This is a genomic window from Bacillus sp. XB1, assembly GCF_053557995.1.
Genome location: NZ_JBNRIL010000002.1, coordinates 935,111 through 951,511 on the forward strand (window position 1 = coordinate 935,111; position 16,401 = coordinate 951,511).

The following is a 16,401-nucleotide window of genomic DNA, read 5'->3' on the forward strand; positions in this document are numbered from 1 at the left end:
GTTACGTTTTTTTGTAGGTAAAGAGATGTAACGAAAAAATTGGGTTAAGGAATGTGAATGTATGAAGAAATTAAGTAAAGTAATGTCATTTTGTTTGGCCGCTAGTATGCTTGTTATAACGGGGTGTGAAACAAGTGAAAACAAAGTTCAAGTGAATAAAATGATTGACCAGCTTGATGAAGCGCCAGAAGTGACAGAAAAAGAAGCAAAAAAGATTGTAAGAAAGAGTGTAGATGGAATAGCAAACGCGTTTAGTGAGATGGAAAAAGAAAATGGATGGAGCCGAAATAATCCTGGGGATTTAGAGACAGTTAAAAAAGGAGTTAAGGGATTAGTTTCAAAAAAGTTTGTAGAGAATCAGCTTCCTGAATTGCTTAATAACTTTAATAGATCGAGAGAGACTGATATGTTACCATTCCCAAATTATTTTCAATCTGAAATAAGATTTTCTTCTTCACAAGATAAAGAAAATTTAACGGTACATACATTAAGTTTAGAAGATGAAATAGGTCATGCGGCCCAAGAATGGGAATTTCATTTGGTGTATAAAGAAGGGGAATGGTTAATGGATAAATGGTCATTCGTTTTTCCTGAAGATTTAAAACTTACAAAAGAAGAAGCAAATAGAATTTTACAAATGCCAGACGATAAGAATGTGTCATTTGTAAGTGAAGAAAATAGTGGCGATAAGAAATATATATTCAAAGATAGTAACGGATTAATTACTGTAAATGCGAAAACATCTCTTATTTCATACAATGTAGATGAAAATAGGTATGAAAAAGTAACGAAAGAAAGAAATATTCAAGAAACAGAACAAGTAAAGAGAAAGGATTCCAGTGCGTATACAGGCTCAAAAGACGAGAAACAATCGCAAAAAGAATCTTCTTCAAAGATAGATAGAGCAAATGTTTTAAGCGAATTAGCTGCTATAGATAAACAAGAAAAACATACGAATGCTATGTCAACCAATGATATAGTAAATGAAATAGAAGGAAATTATGAACTGTGGGATAATAAACTAAATGAAATTTACAGTACATTAAAAAGTACGATGTCAGCTGATGCGTTCCAGTCGTTAAAAACGAAACAAATTGCGTGGGTTAAAGAAAAAGAAAGTAAAGTTAAAGCAATTGGTACTGATACAAATAACGGAACGATGAGGCGTATCGAAGCCTCAGAAGAGAAATATAAGATGACAAAAGCAAGGTGTTATGAATTAGTAAATGGGTATATGAATTAGTGTGAACGAATATAAAAAAATGCGTTGCTTATAAGCAACGCATTTTTTATTTACGCTTTTAATTTCATTACAATATCAGCATCTGGTGTTACATATACGGTTTGCTGATTGTCGTACGTAACAAAACCAAGTTTTGCACCACTCGGTTTTTTGACATGGCGTATTTTGGTGAAATCAACAGGTACAGAGCTAGACTCTTTCGCTTTACTGTAATAGGCAGCAATTTTGGCAGCTTCTAGTAAAGTTTCTTCAGCAGGCTCTAAAGAACGAATGACAACGTGAGAGCCAGGTATGTCTTTCGTATGTAACCAAATTTCATCACGGCGGGCAAACTTCGTTGTTAAATAATCATTTTGTTTATTGTTTTTACCAACGAAAATCTCTGTGCCATCACTTGCTACATATTTATCTAATACTGGTTTAGTAGGCTTTTTCTTTGCGTTTTTCGTTTTGCGATTGCGCACATAACCTTCTTCAGCTAATTCCTCACGAATTTCTTCAATATCTTTTGAAGAAGCAGCTTCCATTTGTTGAAGTAAGCTATCAAAATAAAGAATTTCTTCATTTGTTTTTTCGATTTGTTCTTCTACAACAACAACTGAATTTTTTGCTTTTTGATACTTTTGGAAATAGCGTTGTGCATTTTCAGATGGTGTTTTTAAAGGATCTAATGTAATTTTTACAGTTCCACCATTCTCATCGTAATAATTAACGACCTCAATATCTTTATCGCCCTTTTTTAAAGCGTACATATTGGCTGTAAGTAGCTCTCCAAATAGTTGATATTTATCTGCTTTTCCAGCATCTTGCAGTGTTTTTTCGAGTTTAATGAGTTTTTTCTCGTTTTTATTTTTTTCGTTTTGCATAAAGCGTTCTAAATCATGAGCTTGTTGTTTTACACGATCACGTTCTGCTTTGCCAAAGAAGAAACGATCTAACAATTCGCTCACTGATGAGAATGTTTTTTCTTCTCCTTGCAAGTGTGTAAGAGGGAAAAGATAAAAGAATTCTTTTCCATTTGCAGTAATCATTGTAGGTGTATATGCATGAGATAGTAATGGTGTTTGTATAGAGAAAAATGCTTCTGATAATGCTTTCTCGTTTGCCATACCGGCTTTCTTTACTACTTCTTTTGCAAATAATGGGGATATTCCCATGAAAGCACCGACGAGTTGTTTATCCATATTTCCAGATAGAAAGTCTAGCGGTCTAATAAAATCATCTGCGGTTTCAATTTGCAGAGGATTGATTTTATGTTGGGCTGGTGGCGCGACGTACTCAGCACCAGCATATACAGTTCGGTGACGGTTTACGGCTAATGAAACGTGTTTTAAGCTATCTAAAATCACGTTTGTTTTCGTATCTAATAAGATAATGTTACTATGTCGTCCCATTATTTCAATTACTAATGTTTTTAATGATTCGTCTCCGATTTCATTACGACTGCGAACTGTAATTTGAATAATGCGTTCTAAGTCGATTTGTTCAATTTTTTCAATAAATCCACCTTCTAAATGTTTGCGAAGAAGCATACAGAACATCGGCGGTATTGCTGGCGAATCGTAGTTTTGATTCGTTAAGTGCATACGCGCATATGTAGGATGAGATGAAAGAATTAGTTTTTGGTTCTTTCCATTCGCTCGAATATGTAATAAAATCTCGTATTTTGAAGGTTGATATATTTTGGAAATTCTTCCTGTGTAAAGAGAATTTTCAATTTCATGTGTAATCGCTCTTGTAAATAATCCATCGAATGCCATAAATGAACACTCCTTTCTAACTAAATGTTAATTATAGCATTTTTTTGGACGAGGCTGAATAAGCTTTCAATAGAGTATGTCTGGAATCAGGAGGTCGATAGCAGGATGAACTGGTATGGAATGCGAGCACATGAAGTGGAAGAAAGAACGAATACGAATGTAAAGGTTGGACTTACAGAGAAAGAAGCAGAAGGGCGAGTAAAGAAATTTGGTACTAATGAATTAGAAGAAGCAAAAAGGCCTTCTGCACTAATGGTATTTTTAGCACAGTTTAAAGATTTCATGGTACTCGTTTTGTTTGGAGCAACAATTGTTTCTGCGTTTTTAGGTGAATACATTGATTCTATTGCTATTGTTGCCATTGTTATTATCAATGGTATTCTCGGCTTTTTTCAAGAAAGAAAAGCTGAAAAATCATTGGAAGCTTTAAAGGAACTAGCCGCTCCGCAAGTTACTGTAATGCGGAATGGAAAGTGGGTAAAAGCACCATCTAAAGCACTTGTTTTAGGGGATATTATTAAGTTTTCCAGTGGTGATCGTATTGGGGCTGATGTGCGTCTTGTTGAGGCATCAAGTTTATATATTGAAGAGTCTGCTTTGACAGGGGAGTCCGTACCTGTACAAAAGAAGGTAGAAGCATTGCAAGGGCAAGATGTTGCAATTGGGGATCAAAAAAATATGGCTTTTATGGGGACAATGATTACGCGAGGATCTGGTACAGGAGTTGTTGTAGCAACTGGTATGAATACAGCGATGGGGCAAATTGCAAATATGTTGCAAAATGCAGAGCAAATGGAAACGCCACTGCAAAGAAGGTTAGAACAGCTCGGAAAAATATTAATTATTGTAGCTCTTATTTTGACAGCGCTCGTTGTATTGGCTGGTGTGTATCAAGGGAATGAAGTATATCATATGTTTTTAGCTGGCGTATCGCTAGCTGTTGCGGCTATTCCAGAAGGATTGCCAGCAATTGTTACAGTAGCTTTATCACTTGGTGTACAGCGTATGATAAAAAAGAGAGCAATTGTAAGGAAGTTACCGGCCGTAGAAACGTTAGGCTGCGCTTCTGTTATATGCTCTGATAAAACGGGAACAATGACGCAAAACAAAATGATGGTAACACATATGTGGTCAGGCGGAGAATTGTGGAAAGTGACAGGGCAAGGATATGAACCTAATGGCTCTTTTATGAAAGGTGAAAAAGAAGTGAATCCAGCTAAGACAAAATCACTTTATCAGCTACTTACATTTGGTTCACTATGTAACAATGCAAATATTATTCAAAAGAAAAAGGCGTACGTATTAGATGGAGATCCGACAGAGGGAGCGCTTGTAGCTGCAGCAATGAAAGCTGGGATAACACGTGAGGCATTAAAAGGGAAATTTGAAATTATTCGTGAATTCCCCTTTGATTCAACTCGAAAAATGATGAGTGTTATTGTACGAGATCGAGAGGGGAAAAAGTTTATTGTTACGAAAGGAGCACCGGATGTTCTTTTGCAACTGAGTCAAACAATCTTATGGGGGGATAAGCAGCAGCCGTTAAGTGAGCTATATAGAAAAGAAGTACAGGCGGCTATTCATAGCTTAGGTAGTCAAGCGCTTCGAACAATTGCAGTTGCGTTTAAACCTTTAAAAGTCACGGATTCTATTGAACATGAAAGAGACGTTGAAAAAGATTTTATGTTGGTTGGAATACAAGGTATGATTGACCCGCCAAGGCCAGAAGTGGCGCAGGCGGTAAAAGAGTGTAAAGAAGCTGGTATTCGAACAGTAATGATTACAGGTGATCATAAAGTGACAGCAATGGCGATTGCTGAACAATTAGGAGTTTTACCACCAGATGGACGCGTTGTTGAAGGAGTAGAACTCGCGAATATGGATGTGGAGGAATTAGAAAATGTTGTAGAAGATACGTATGTATTCGCTCGTGTATCACCTGAGCATAAATTGAAAATTGTTAAGGCACTGCAAAATCAAGGACATATAGTAGCGATGACAGGTGATGGAGTGAACGATGCTCCAGCGATAAAAACAGCGGATATTGGGATAGCGATGGGAATTACAGGGACAGATGTTGCGAAAGAAGCCTCTTCACTTGTTTTACTAGACGATAATTTTGCTACAATTAAATCAGCAATTAAAGAAGGAAGAAATATATATGAGAACATACGTAAGTTCATTCGCTACTTATTGGCGTCAAATGTTGGAGAAATTTTAGTTATGTTATTTGCGATGTTACTTGCATTACCACTGCCGATGGTTCCTATTCAAATTTTATGGGTGAACTTAGTTACTGATGGTTTACCAGCGATGGCATTAGGTTTGGATAAGGCTGAAGGAGATGTGATGAAGAGAACACCGCGTCACCCGAAAGAAGGGGTATTCGCTAGAGGGCTTGCGTGGAAAATAATAAGTCGAGGGTTTTTAATTGGAGCAGTGACGTTAGTGGCGTTTATTATTGCGTATAACCAACATCCAAATGAACTGAAATATGCACAAACTGTAGCGTTCGCGACGTTGGTACTTGCTCAGCTTATTCATGTATTTGATTGTCGTAGTGAGCATTCTGTCTTTCACCGTAATCCATTTGGGAACGTGTATTTAGTAGGGGCGGTTATTATTTCGTTACTACTCATGCTAGTGGTTATATATTATCCACCGTTACAACCAATCTTTAGCACAATGCCGATACAAGCAAGAGATTGGTTATTAATTGGAGGTTTGTCATCAATTCCGACTTTCTTACTAGTAGGTTCTTTATTAACAGGGAAAAAGGCTAAGAAGAAAAAGCCGATATTATATAAGAAGGGATTAAACTTGAAATAGTCAATGTTATGAAAATGTGATATAATTTACAGAAGGTAGTAGAGCCTTGTCTCTATTACCTTTTTCATTGAGTTATTTTATGGCTTGGATGTGATAAAAATGATTTCTAGTATGACAGGGTTTGGAAGATCGAAAGTAGAAAGTGATACTTTTCAAATTACAGTAGAAATGAAATCGGTGAACCACCGTTTTTTAGAGATGAGTATTCGACTTCCTAAGCAAATGATGGTATTTGAGGACAAAATTCGTAAAATAATTGCACAGCAAGTTCGACGTGGACGCATTGAAGTGTCTATTAGTATAGCGGGTGAAGGACTTGTTGAAAGAAAATTAAGTGTGAATTGGTCACTTCTTGAGCAGTACCAATCGATGATGGAAGATATAAAAGGAAAATTTCAATTACAAGATTCTATTACACTTCAGCAATTAATGGCAATGCCAGAAGTAACAGCAATTGAAGAAATAGAAAATGTAAATGAACATTTTGAGAACAGTTTATATGAGGCTGTTCGTCAAGCTGCTCATATGTTGAAAACGATGAGAGATGGCGAAGGAGAACGATTACATAAAGATATAGCGTATCGTTTACAAGAGATTAGCAATTGTGTAAATGCAATTATTCCACATGCACCAATTGTTACACAAAAATATCGTGAACGATTAGAAAATCGCTTAAAAGAATTACATAATCAAGATCTAGATGAACAAAGATTGCTAACAGAAGTCGCAATCTTTGCAGAGCGTTGTGATATTCATGAAGAGTTAGTTCGTTTGCAAAGTCATTTAGAGCAATTTCGTGAAACATTGCAGATTGAAGAGCCTGTTGGAAGGAAAATGGATTTCATCGTGCAAGAGATGCATAGAGAAATTAATACGATTGGTTCTAAGGCAAATGACTTAACAATTTCAAAATATGTTGTAGAAATGAAAAATAACCTTGAAAAAATTCGTGAACAAGTACAAAATATTGAGTAGCTTTCAAAAAATATATAAAGTTATACGTGGTGGAGAAATCGGATAGACTTACTAGGAGGCGCAAACTATGGCCATGCGGTTTTTAAATATTGGATACGGAAATATTGTATCTGCTCATCGAATTATTGCTATTGTAAGTCCGGAGTCAGCTCCTATTAAACGGACAGTACAGGAAGCACGCGAACATAATGCTTTGCTTGATGCTACGTATGGGAGAAAAACAAGGGCGGTTATTGTTATGGATGATGGGCATGTTGTATTAAGTCCAATTCAACCAGAGACGATTGCACATCGTTTGAATAATAAAGAAGATTTAAGTGAGGAAGGGTAGGTTTTACATATTTATGAGAAGTAGAAGAGGATTGCTCATCGTTCTTTCAGGGCCTTCTGGGGTTGGAAAAGGGACGGTTCGTAAAGAGCTGTTTAGCCATGAGGATACACGTTTTCAGTACTCTATTTCAGTAACGACACGTAAGCCGCGTGAAGGTGAAGTAGATGGTGTGGATTATTTCTTTAAAGAAAGAGAAGAATTCGAGGAAATGATTCGTAATGAAAAATTACTTGAGTGGGCTGAGTTCGTAGGTAATTATTACGGAACACCGATTGACTATGTTGAAAAAACATTACAAGAAGGAAAAGATGTATTCTTAGAAATTGAAGTGCAAGGAGCAATTCAAGTTAAGAAAGCTTTCCCAGAAGGTGTATTTATTTTCTTAGCACCTCCAAGTTTATCTGAACTAAAGAGCCGTATTGTCGGACGTGGTACAGAGACTGAAGATGTTATTGAAAATCGTTTAACTGTAGCGAAAGAAGAAATCGAGATGATGGACGCTTACGACTATGTAGTAGAAAACGATCAAGTTGAATTAGCTTGTGATAGAATTAAAGCAATTGTGGTTGGCGAACATTGCCGCCGCGAAAGGGTAGCAAAATATTATAAAGAAATGACGGAGGGTCTATAATTATGTTAAATCCATCAATTGACTCATTACTACAAAAAATCGATTCTAAGTACACATTAGTAACAGTAGCTGCAAAACGCGCGCGTGAAATGCAACTTGCTAATAACTGTGTTGTAGAAAAACCTGTTTCTCATAAATGTGTAGGTAAAGCATTAGAAGAAATCGATGCAGAAGCATTAAGCTACGTACCAAGTGAAGATAAAGTAGCTGAATAAGCCTTTGCCTTCGACAAAATAAAACATAGACTTTATAATTTTCTATGTAACGGTAACAACCTATTTACAAGTAGGTTGTTATTTTTTTACGAAAGGAATGAAATATTGGTACTGACGAGCTGAGAATTCTATTTCAGTATTATAAGTTTGAAAAAGAAAGAGGACGAGTCATATGCTAAAAGGGAAAAAGATACTTCTATGTGTAACAGGAGGCATTGCGGTTTTTAAAGCAGCTGCGTTAACGAGTAAATTGACACAATCTGGCGCGATTGTAAAAGTAATGATGAGTGAGTCGGCAATGAAGTTTGTTACGCCTCTTACATTCCAAGCGCTTTCTCGCCATGATGTATATACGGATACATTTGATGAGAAAGACTCAGCTGTTATTGCTCATATTGATTTAGCAGATTGGGCGGATGTTGTACTTGTCGCACCTGCTACTGCCAATTGTATTGGAAAGTTAGCTGGTGGTATTGCAGATGATATGATTACAACTACTTTGTTAGCTACTACAGCTCCGGTATGGATTGCGCCTGCTATGAATGTGCATATGTATGAAAATAAAATAGTTCAAAAAAATATGATGACATTGAAAACGCTAGGATATACATTTATTGAGCCTGGGGAAGGCTTTTTAGCATGTGGATATGTGGCGAAGGGACGACTAGAAGAACCTGAAGCAATTATTGCACGGTTAGAGGAAGCTTTCTCAGAACACAAACCATTGCAGGGAAAAAGAATATTAATAACTGCTGGCCCAACACGTGAAAAGGTTGATCCAGTTCGTTTTATGACAAATTTTTCTTCTGGAAAAATGGGGTATGCGATTGCGGAAGTGGCAGCGAATTTAGGCGCTGATGTTATACTCGTTTCAGGACCGACAGCATTAAATCCACCGTTACATGTAACGACAGTGCAAGTGGAATCTGCACAAGATATGTTAGAAGCGGTTCTTCAACATTATCAAAACGTAGACGTTGTCATTAAAACAGCAGCAGTTGCAGATTATCGTCCGAAATATGTTCATGAGAATAAAATGAAAAAGCAAAATGGTGATGCTGTCATTGAACTTGAAAGAACGGTGGATATTTTAAAAACGTTAGGTCAGAAAAAGGATAAACAGTTACTTATCGGTTTTGCTGCTGAAACGACAAATGTAGAGGAATATGCAACGAAAAAACTACGTGAGAAAAATGCAGATATGATTGTCGCGAATGATGTAAAAGCGCAAGGAGCTGGATTTGGCACGGATACGAATATTGTAACAATGTATAGAAAAGATGGAAAAGTTATTGAGTTGCCAATTTTAATGAAAAAAGAGGTAGCTCGTGAAATATTGAAGCAAATTGAAATGATGTTAGAAGATGATCGTTTATGAAATTTGCAAGTGTAATTGTTGATGTACCTGCCCGTCAGACAGATCGACCATTTGATTACATTATCCCTAAAAAATGGGAAGATATTGTACAGACAGGAATGCGTGTAGTAGTTCCGTTTGGCCCAAGAAAATTGCAAGGTTTTATTATTGGGATTAAAGATTCGGTGGATGTAGAAAGTAAGAAGTTAAAGACAATCCATGAAATATTAGATGTAACACCGGTTTTAAATGATGAATTATTAAAGCTTGGATATTGGCTTACAAGTGAAACGTTATGCTACATGATTTCAGCTTTTCAAGTGATGCTTCCAACTGCGATAAAAGCAACGTATAAAAAACGTCTACAACTTTGTAAACAGGAAGAAATAGCACCTGAAATACTATATTTATTTCAGGATAAAGAAGCAATTGATTTTGAAGTAATCGAGCAACAGCCACATTTATACCGAACTATTCAACAAGAAATTAAAAATGGTACGGTTGAAGTCGTTTATCAAGTGAAAGATAAAGTACAAAAGAAGAAGCAAAGAGTGGTTCAGCCGGAGTTGCCAGAAGATAAATTGGAATTAGCGGCATTTGAACTGAAAAGTAAAAAACAACAAGATGTACTTTATTATTTTGTGGAAAATTATAAAAGTGCACCGTTGAAAGTAATTACAGAAGAGTTACAAATAACAGATGCTCCAATAAAAGCACTTGTTAAAAAGGGATTCATTTCAGAAAAGTATGTGGAAGTATACCGAAATCCGTATGACGATGATGATTTTGAACAAACAAAACCATTTCCACTTACGGAGGAACAAAAACAAGTTATTACACCGATTTTATCATCAATTACAAATGAAACTTATAATCCATTTTTACTATATGGTGTTACAGGAAGTGGAAAGACAGAAGTATATTTACAATCTATAGCAGCAGTGCTCAAGAAAGGAAAAGAAGCTATCGTTCTTGTTCCTGAAATTGCACTAACGCCCCAAATGGTGGATCGTTTTAAAGGTAGGTTTGGCTCACAAGTTGCAGTTCTTCATAGTGCGTTGTCTGTTGGAGAAAAGTATGACGAGTGGCGTAAGATTTTAAGAAAAGAAGTGAAAGTTGTAGTTGGTGCGCGTTCAGCTGTTTTTGCGCCTTTTGAGAATTTAGGGATTATTATTATTGATGAAGAGCATGAATCAAGTTACAAACAAGAAGATAATCCGAGGTATCATGCAAGAGATGTAGCTGTCTGGAGAGGACAATATCATAAATGTCCTATCGTTCTTGGTAGTGCGACACCAACACTTGAATCGTTTGCAAGGGCGAAAAAAGGTGTTTATGAACTATTAACAATGGAAAAACGTATGAATGAACAAGCTTTACCAACGATAGAGATTGTTGACATGCGAGAAGAACTTCGTGACGGGAATCGATCAATGTTTTCTAAGGCGCTGCATGAAAAAATAGCAGATCGATTAGAAAAGAAAGAACAAATGGTACTCTTTTTAAATAGAAGAGGTCATTCTACATTTGTTATGTGCCGTGATTGTGGGTATGTTGTTCAATGTCCGCATTGTGATATTTCATTGACATATCATAAAATGAATCATCGTTTAAAATGTCATTATTGTAGTTACGAAGAGAATATGCCAACTGAGTGTCCAGCTTGTCAAAGTACATACATTCGTTTCTTTGGTACAGGTACACAAAAGGTAGAAGAAGAAATTACAAAACTATTTCCAGAGGCACGAGTCATTCGAATGGATGTAGATACGACAAGTCGAAAAGGAATGCATGAAAAATTATTAAAGGCGTTCGGGGAAGAAAAAGCAGATATATTACTCGGAACACAAATGATTGCTAAAGGATTAGATTTTCCGAAAGTAACGCTCGTTGGGGTGTTAACTGCAGATACGATGCTTCACTTACCTGATTTTCGGGCGAGTGAAAAGACATATCAGCTATTGACGCAAGTAAGTGGACGAGCGGGTAGACATGAATTGCCAGGGGAAGTTGTGATTCAAACGTATACGCCAGAACATTACAGTATAGAGTTAGCGAAGAACCAACAATATGATGTGTTTTTTGACCAAGAAATGCAAATGAGACGAACAAGACAATATCCCCCATATTACTATGTTGTACTCGTAACTGTATCTCATCCTGAATTATTAAAAGCGGTACAAGTGACGGAAAAAATTGCCTCGTATTTACGAACGCATTGCTCACAGCAAACAATGGTGCTAGGACCAGTTGCTTCAGCGATTCCAAGGATAAAAGATAGATATCGTTATCAATGCATGATAAAATACAAACGGGAACCAAACTTAAAGAACGTGCTCAAAATGGTAAATGAACATTATCAAGCAGAAATGCAAAAAGAGCTACAAATCTCAATTGATTTTAATCCAACAATGTTAATGTAGCGGAGGGAAATATGGCAGTTTTAGAAATAATAAAGCATCCAAATGAAGTGTTAGAAACACCATGCGAAAGAGTAATTAACTTTGATAAAAAGTTAGTGAAATTGTTGAAAGATATGCATGAAACAATGTTAATTGCGGACGGAGTCGGTTTAGCTGCGCCTCAAGTAGGTGTAAGCTTGCAAGTAGCGGTTGTTGATGTCGATGATGATACTGGGAAAATCGAGTTAATCAATCCATCAATATTAGAAAAACGTGGTGAACAAGTAGGTCCCGAAGGCTGTTTAAGCTTCCCGGGACTTTATGGTGAAGTAGAACGTGCCGATTATATTAAAGTAAGAGCACAAAATCGCCGTGGGAAAGTATTCTTATTAGAAGCGGAAGGATTTTTAGCGCGTGCAATTCAACATGAAATCGATCATTTACACGGTGTTTTATTTACATCGAAAGTGACAAGATATTATGAAGAAAACGAACTAGAATAGGTGTTAAAAGGAGCGGTTTTTAAATGATAAAAGTAGTGTTTATGGGAACACCGGACTTTTCAGTGCCGGTGCTTCGTCGTCTTATTGAAGATGGCTATGAGGTAGTAGGTGTTGTGACGCAACCGGATCGTCCAGTAGGTAGAAAAAAAGTATTAACACCTACACCTGTTAAAATTGAGGCGGAAAAACATGGTATCCCTGTGTTACAGCCGTTAAAAATTCGTGAAAAAGATGAATATGAAAAAGTATTGGCATTAGAGCCAGATTTAATTGTAACAGCTGCATTTGGGCAGATTGTACCAAATGAAATTTTAGAAGCACCGAAGTATGGATGTATTAATGTTCACGCGTCTTTACTTCCTGAACTTCGTGGTGGTGCACCAATTCATTATGCAATTATGGAAGGTAAAGAAAAAACAGGTATTACAATTATGTATATGGTAGAAAAATTGGATGCTGGTGATATCTTAACGCAAGTGGAAGTTGAAATTGAAGAGCGTGAAACGACAGGCTCATTATTTGATAAATTAAGTGAAGCAGGAGCACACCTTCTATCTAAAACAGTACCTTTATTAATCCAAGGTAAGTTAGAACCGATTAAACAAAACGAAGAAGAAGTAACGTTTGCGTACAATATAAAACGTGAGCAAGAGAAAATTGATTGGACAAAAACAGGTGAAGAAGTATACAATCACATTCGCGGATTGAATCCATGGCCAGTTGCTTATACAACTTTAGCAGGACAAGTTGTTAAAGTATGGTGGGGAGAAAAAGTGCCTGTAACTGAACCGGCTGAAGCAGGTACGATTGTTGCAATCGAAGAAGATGGTTTTGTTGTAGCAACGAGTAATGAAACAGGTGTTAAAATTACTGAATTGCAACCTTCTGGTAAAAAGCGTATGAGTTGTTCACAATTTTTACGTGGAACAAAACCTGAAATTGGAACGAAGTTAGGAGAAAATGCATGAGACAAAATGTTCGTGAATTAGCTCTTGATGGTTTAATTCAAGTGGAAAAAAGTGGTGCATATAGCAACTTACTTTTAAATAATCTAATTGAAAAAAGTACAATTGATAGAAAAGATATTGGTTTATTAACTGAAATTGTATATGGAACGATTCAACGTCGTGACACATTAGATTATTATTTACAGCCTTTTTTAAAAAAGAAGGTTGAGGCGTGGGTAAGAGTATTGCTTCGCTTATCTTTATATCAAATGATTTATTTAGACCGAGTGCCAGAAAGAGCGGCTATTCATGAAGCGGTTGAGATTGCAAAGCGTCGCGGGCATAAAGGAATTGCTGGTATGGTGAACGGTGTATTACGTTCGATTCAGAGAGAAGGTGTACCTTCTGTAGATGAAATCAAGGATCCAGTAGAACGTCTTGCAATTGCGACGAGTCATCCAGTTTGGCTTGTACAAGAGTGGACTTCTGCATATGGCTTAGAAACTGCAGAGAAAATGTGCGAAGTAAACATGTTACCACCTGTACCAACAGCACGTGTGAATGTTGATAAGGTAACGGTAGAAGAAGCGATTGAGTTGTTGGCAAGTGAAGGTATAGAAGCAAAACGTGGTGACTTGTCAGATGATGCAATTCAGATTGAAAGAGGAAATGTAGCGCATACAGAAGCGTTTAAAAAAGGATTTCTTTCTATTCAAGATGAAAGTTCTATGCTTGTAGCACGCGCTTTAGAACCGAATACGGGAGATGCAGTTCTTGATAGTTGTGCTGCTCCAGGCGGAAAAACAACGCATATCGCGGAACGATTAAAGGGAACTGGTAAGGTCATGTCCCTTGATTTACATGCACACAAAGTACGTTTAATTAAACAGCAAGCAGAGCGACTTGGTCTAGAAAATGTCGAAACAAAAGCGCTAGATGCTAGAAAAGTGCAAGAGCACTTTGCAAATGAAACGTTTGATAAAATATTGGTAGATGCACCGTGTTCTGGATTTGGTGTAATTAGACGTAAACCTGATATTAAGTTAGGAAAAGATAAAGGCGATAGTGAAAGATTATCGACGATTCAAATTGCAATACTAGAAAAAATAGCACCATTATTAAAACAAGGCGGTCGTCTTGTTTATAGTACGTGCACAATTGAGAAAATAGAAAATGAACAAGTAATAGAGAAATTTTTACAAGAACATCCTGAATTTGAATGGGATACTACGCTTAAAGAGCGTATGCCAGAAAAATTAACTCCGTATATTGATGAAGGTCAAGTACAAATTTTACCGCATTATTTTGCGACGGATGGCTTTTATATTGCTTGTTTAAGGAAGAAGGTGTAGCATCATGGAAACGACTGTAAGAAAACAAAAGAAAAATTTAGAAACGAAGAAACCATCAATTTACTCTTTACAACTTCATGAAATGCAAGATTGGTTAAAGGAACAAGGAGAACCGAAGTTCCGTGCTGGACAAATTTTTGATTGGTTATATAAAAAACGTGTAAAAAATTATGAGGATATGTCAAACCTTTCTAAAGGATTGCGTGATAAATTGTCGAATTCCTTTGATATTACTACTTTAAACACGTTAGTAAAACAAACGTCTTCGGATGGAACAATTAAATTCTTATTCCAATTATATGACGGATATTCTATTGAAACGGTATTAATGCGACACGAATATGGAAATTCCATTTGTGTAACAACGCAAGTTGGTTGTCGTATTGGGTGTACGTTCTGTGCTTCGACACTTGGTGGATTAAAGCGAAACCTAGAAGCTGGAGAAATCGTAGCGCAAGTAGTAGAAGTTCAGCGCGCGCTTGATGAAACAGAAGAACGTGTAAGTTCTCTTGTTGTTATGGGGATTGGAGAACCATTTGATAACTATGATAATTTAATGGGATTCTTACGCATCATTAACCATGAAAAAGGACTTCATATTGGTGCGAGACATATGACTGTTTCGACGAGTGGAATTATCCCGAAAATTTATAAGTTTGCTGAAGAAGATCTACAAATTAATTTTGCGATTTCATTGCATGCTCCAAACTCAGAATTACGTTCAAAATTAATGCCGATTAACCGTGCTTATAAATTACCAGATTTAATGGAAGCTATTAAATACTATGTAAATAGAACAGGGCGTCGTATTACTTTTGAATATGGATTATTTGGAGGAGAAAATGACCAAGTAGAGCATGCTGAAGAGCTTGCTGCGCTCTTAAAAGGTGTAAAATGTCATGTGAACTTGATTCCGGTAAACTACGTACCTGAACGTGATTATGTACGTACGCCACGTGAACAAATTTTCTTGTTCGAGAAAACGTTAAAAGATCGTGGAGTGAATGTAACGATTCGCCGTGAACAAGGTCATGATATTGATGCAGCCTGCGGTCAGTTGCGTGCGAAGGAGCGCAAAGAAGAGACGAGGTGACGAGATGAAAGCCGTATTTCTATCGGATAAAGGAAAAGTTCGTCAACATAATGAAGATAGTGCAGGAGTTTTTCACAATTTAGATGGAAATGTATTAGCGGTAGTAGCAGATGGAATGGGAGGTCATCGAGCTGGTGATGTAGCTAGCTCGATGGCCATTCAATTATTCCATGATTATTGGAAGCAAACACATAATATGAATGAGCCGAAAAAAGTAGAACAATGGTTACATACTAGTGTTGGGATTATTAATGAGCGTATATATGAATACGCTCAGCAAAATGCAGAATGTAATGGTATGGGAACAACGCTTATAATAGCTGTTTGTACACCAAGCTTTGTGACAATAGGGCATATAGGAGATAGTCGTTGCTATATGGTATCAGAAGGAGAAATGACGCTAGTAACGGAAGATCATTCACTTGTAAATGAGCTTGTGAAACATGGTGAAATTTCAAAGGAAGACGCAGAGTATCATCCGAAAAAGAATGTGTTATTAAGAGCATTAGGAACAGAAGAAAAAGTTGGGTTAGATGTTAAAACGTTGGTGATTGAGGAAGATGATCAATTACTTCTTTGCTCTGATGGGTTATCAAACAAAGTTTCTATTGATGATATGCGACAAATTTTACAGTTAAATGAACAGCTTGAAGGTAAAGGGCAGTGTCTCATTCAATTGGCAAATGATCGCGGTGGAGAAGATAATATCACACTTGTTCTTATTGATTATGCGGGTTCGACAAACGAAAGTAGGTGAAGTGCA

The 16,401-nt window shown here is 36.7% G+C and carries 14 protein-coding genes; 13 read left to right on the plus strand and 1 reads right to left on the minus strand.

Features of this window, described 5'->3' with window-relative positions:
• Window positions 1–61 precede the first annotated feature (61 nt).
• Window positions 62–1,243: a lysozyme inhibitor LprI family protein gene (locus tag ACK1U5_RS20250; protein ID WP_069605175.1), complete on the plus strand. Its 1,182-nt coding sequence runs from the start codon at window positions 62–64 to the stop codon at window positions 1,241–1,243.
• A gap of 50 nt (window positions 1,244–1,293) precedes the next feature.
• On the opposite strand, the gene ACK1U5_RS20255 is transcribed toward ACK1U5_RS20250, so the two are convergent.
• Entirely contained in the window at window positions 1,294–3,003 is a 1,710-nt protein-coding gene (locus ACK1U5_RS20255; RefSeq protein WP_000863279.1) for an Rqc2 family fibronectin-binding protein, read from the minus strand.
• A 105-nt stretch (window positions 3,004–3,108) separates the two neighbouring features.
• On the opposite strand from ACK1U5_RS20255, the gene ACK1U5_RS20260 reads away from it, so the two are divergent.
• The 12 genes from ACK1U5_RS20260 (at window position 3,109) to ACK1U5_RS20315 (ending at window position 16,395) form a co-directional block, all read left to right on the plus strand.
• Window positions 3,109–5,832 (plus strand): calcium-translocating P-type ATPase, SERCA-type, encoded by a 2,724-nt coding sequence (locus tag ACK1U5_RS20260; RefSeq protein ID WP_001104775.1) that lies wholly within the window; start codon window positions 3,109–3,111, stop codon window positions 5,830–5,832.
• A 99-nt stretch (window positions 5,833–5,931) separates the two neighbouring features.
• Window positions 5,932–6,807: a YicC/YloC family endoribonuclease gene (locus ACK1U5_RS20265; protein WP_000625869.1), complete on the plus strand. Its 876-nt coding sequence runs from the start codon at window positions 5,932–5,934 to the stop codon at window positions 6,805–6,807.
• A gap of 67 nt (window positions 6,808–6,874) precedes the next feature.
• Entirely contained in the window at window positions 6,875–7,138 is a 264-nt protein-coding gene (gene remA, locus ACK1U5_RS20270) for an extracellular matrix/biofilm regulator RemA (RefSeq protein WP_001251456.1), read from the plus strand.
• Between the two features lie 13 nt (window positions 7,139–7,151).
• A complete protein-coding gene (gene gmk / locus ACK1U5_RS20275) occupies window positions 7,152–7,769 on the plus strand; it encodes a guanylate kinase (RefSeq protein WP_001257741.1) in 618 nt (205 codons plus the stop codon).
• Between the two features lie 2 nt (window positions 7,770–7,771).
• Window positions 7,772–7,984 (plus strand): DNA-directed RNA polymerase subunit omega, encoded by a 213-nt coding sequence (gene rpoZ, locus ACK1U5_RS20280; RefSeq protein WP_000933960.1) that lies wholly within the window; start codon window positions 7,772–7,774, stop codon window positions 7,982–7,984.
• 172 nt (window positions 7,985–8,156) lie between these two features.
• Complete coding sequence (gene coaBC / locus ACK1U5_RS20285; protein ID WP_000911749.1) at window positions 8,157–9,362, plus strand: bifunctional phosphopantothenoylcysteine decarboxylase/phosphopantothenate--cysteine ligase CoaBC; 1,206 nt, start codon at window positions 8,157–8,159, stop codon at window positions 9,360–9,362.
• The gene (gene priA / locus ACK1U5_RS20290) at window positions 9,359–11,764 is read left to right on the plus strand and encodes a primosomal protein N' (protein WP_069605174.1); all 2,406 of its coding nucleotides are present in this window, start codon (window positions 9,359–9,361) and stop codon (window positions 11,762–11,764) included. The genes coaBC and priA overlap by 4 nt, the downstream gene beginning before the upstream one ends.
• Before the next feature lie 11 nt (window positions 11,765–11,775).
• Window positions 11,776–12,246, plus strand: a complete 471-nt coding sequence (def, locus tag ACK1U5_RS20295) for a peptide deformylase (RefSeq protein WP_000279455.1) — start codon at window positions 11,776–11,778, stop codon at window positions 12,244–12,246.
• 23 nt (window positions 12,247–12,269) lie between these two features.
• On the plus strand, window positions 12,270–13,214 hold the full coding sequence (gene fmt / locus ACK1U5_RS20300) for a methionyl-tRNA formyltransferase (RefSeq protein WP_069605173.1): 945 nt from the start codon (window positions 12,270–12,272) through the stop codon (window positions 13,212–13,214).
• Window positions 13,211–14,545, plus strand: coding sequence for a 16S rRNA (cytosine(967)-C(5))-methyltransferase RsmB (gene rsmB / locus ACK1U5_RS20305; RefSeq protein WP_069605172.1), 1,335 nt, complete (start codon window positions 13,211–13,213; stop codon window positions 14,543–14,545). The genes fmt and rsmB overlap by 4 nt, the downstream gene beginning before the upstream one ends.
• 4 nt (window positions 14,546–14,549) lie before the next feature.
• Entirely contained in the window at window positions 14,550–15,638 is a 1,089-nt protein-coding gene (gene rlmN / locus ACK1U5_RS20310; protein WP_000450541.1) for a 23S rRNA (adenine(2503)-C(2))-methyltransferase RlmN, read from the plus strand.
• A gap of 4 nt (window positions 15,639–15,642) precedes the next feature.
• Complete coding sequence (locus ACK1U5_RS20315) at window positions 15,643–16,395, plus strand: Stp1/IreP family PP2C-type Ser/Thr phosphatase (RefSeq protein ID WP_000648703.1); 753 nt, start codon at window positions 15,643–15,645, stop codon at window positions 16,393–16,395.
• Window positions 16,396–16,401 lie beyond the last annotated feature (6 nt).

Coding starts and splice junctions, on each gene's coding strand:
- ACK1U5_RS20250 (WP_069605175.1), top strand. CDS start 62: ATGAAGAAATTAAGTAAAGTAATGTCATTTTGTTTGGCCGCTAGTATG.
- ACK1U5_RS20255 (WP_000863279.1), bottom strand. CDS start 3,003: ATGGCATTCGATGGATTATTTACAAGAGCGATTACACATGAAATTGAA.
- ACK1U5_RS20260 (WP_001104775.1), top strand. CDS start 3,109: ATGAACTGGTATGGAATGCGAGCACATGAAGTGGAAGAAAGAACGAAT.
- ACK1U5_RS20265 (WP_000625869.1), top strand. CDS start 5,932: ATGATTTCTAGTATGACAGGGTTTGGAAGATCGAAAGTAGAAAGTGAT.
- remA (WP_001251456.1), top strand. CDS start 6,875: ATGGCCATGCGGTTTTTAAATATTGGATACGGAAATATTGTATCTGCT.
- gmk (WP_001257741.1), top strand. CDS start 7,152: ATGAGAAGTAGAAGAGGATTGCTCATCGTTCTTTCAGGGCCTTCTGGG.
- rpoZ (WP_000933960.1), top strand. CDS start 7,772: ATGTTAAATCCATCAATTGACTCATTACTACAAAAAATCGATTCTAAG.
- coaBC (WP_000911749.1), top strand. CDS start 8,157: ATGCTAAAAGGGAAAAAGATACTTCTATGTGTAACAGGAGGCATTGCG.
- priA (WP_069605174.1), top strand. CDS start 9,359: ATGAAATTTGCAAGTGTAATTGTTGATGTACCTGCCCGTCAGACAGAT.
- def (WP_000279455.1), top strand. CDS start 11,776: ATGGCAGTTTTAGAAATAATAAAGCATCCAAATGAAGTGTTAGAAACA.
- fmt (WP_069605173.1), top strand. CDS start 12,270: ATGATAAAAGTAGTGTTTATGGGAACACCGGACTTTTCAGTGCCGGTG.
- rsmB (WP_069605172.1), top strand. CDS start 13,211: ATGAGACAAAATGTTCGTGAATTAGCTCTTGATGGTTTAATTCAAGTG.
- rlmN (WP_000450541.1), top strand. CDS start 14,550: ATGGAAACGACTGTAAGAAAACAAAAGAAAAATTTAGAAACGAAGAAA.
- ACK1U5_RS20315 (WP_000648703.1), top strand. CDS start 15,643: ATGAAAGCCGTATTTCTATCGGATAAAGGAAAAGTTCGTCAACATAAT.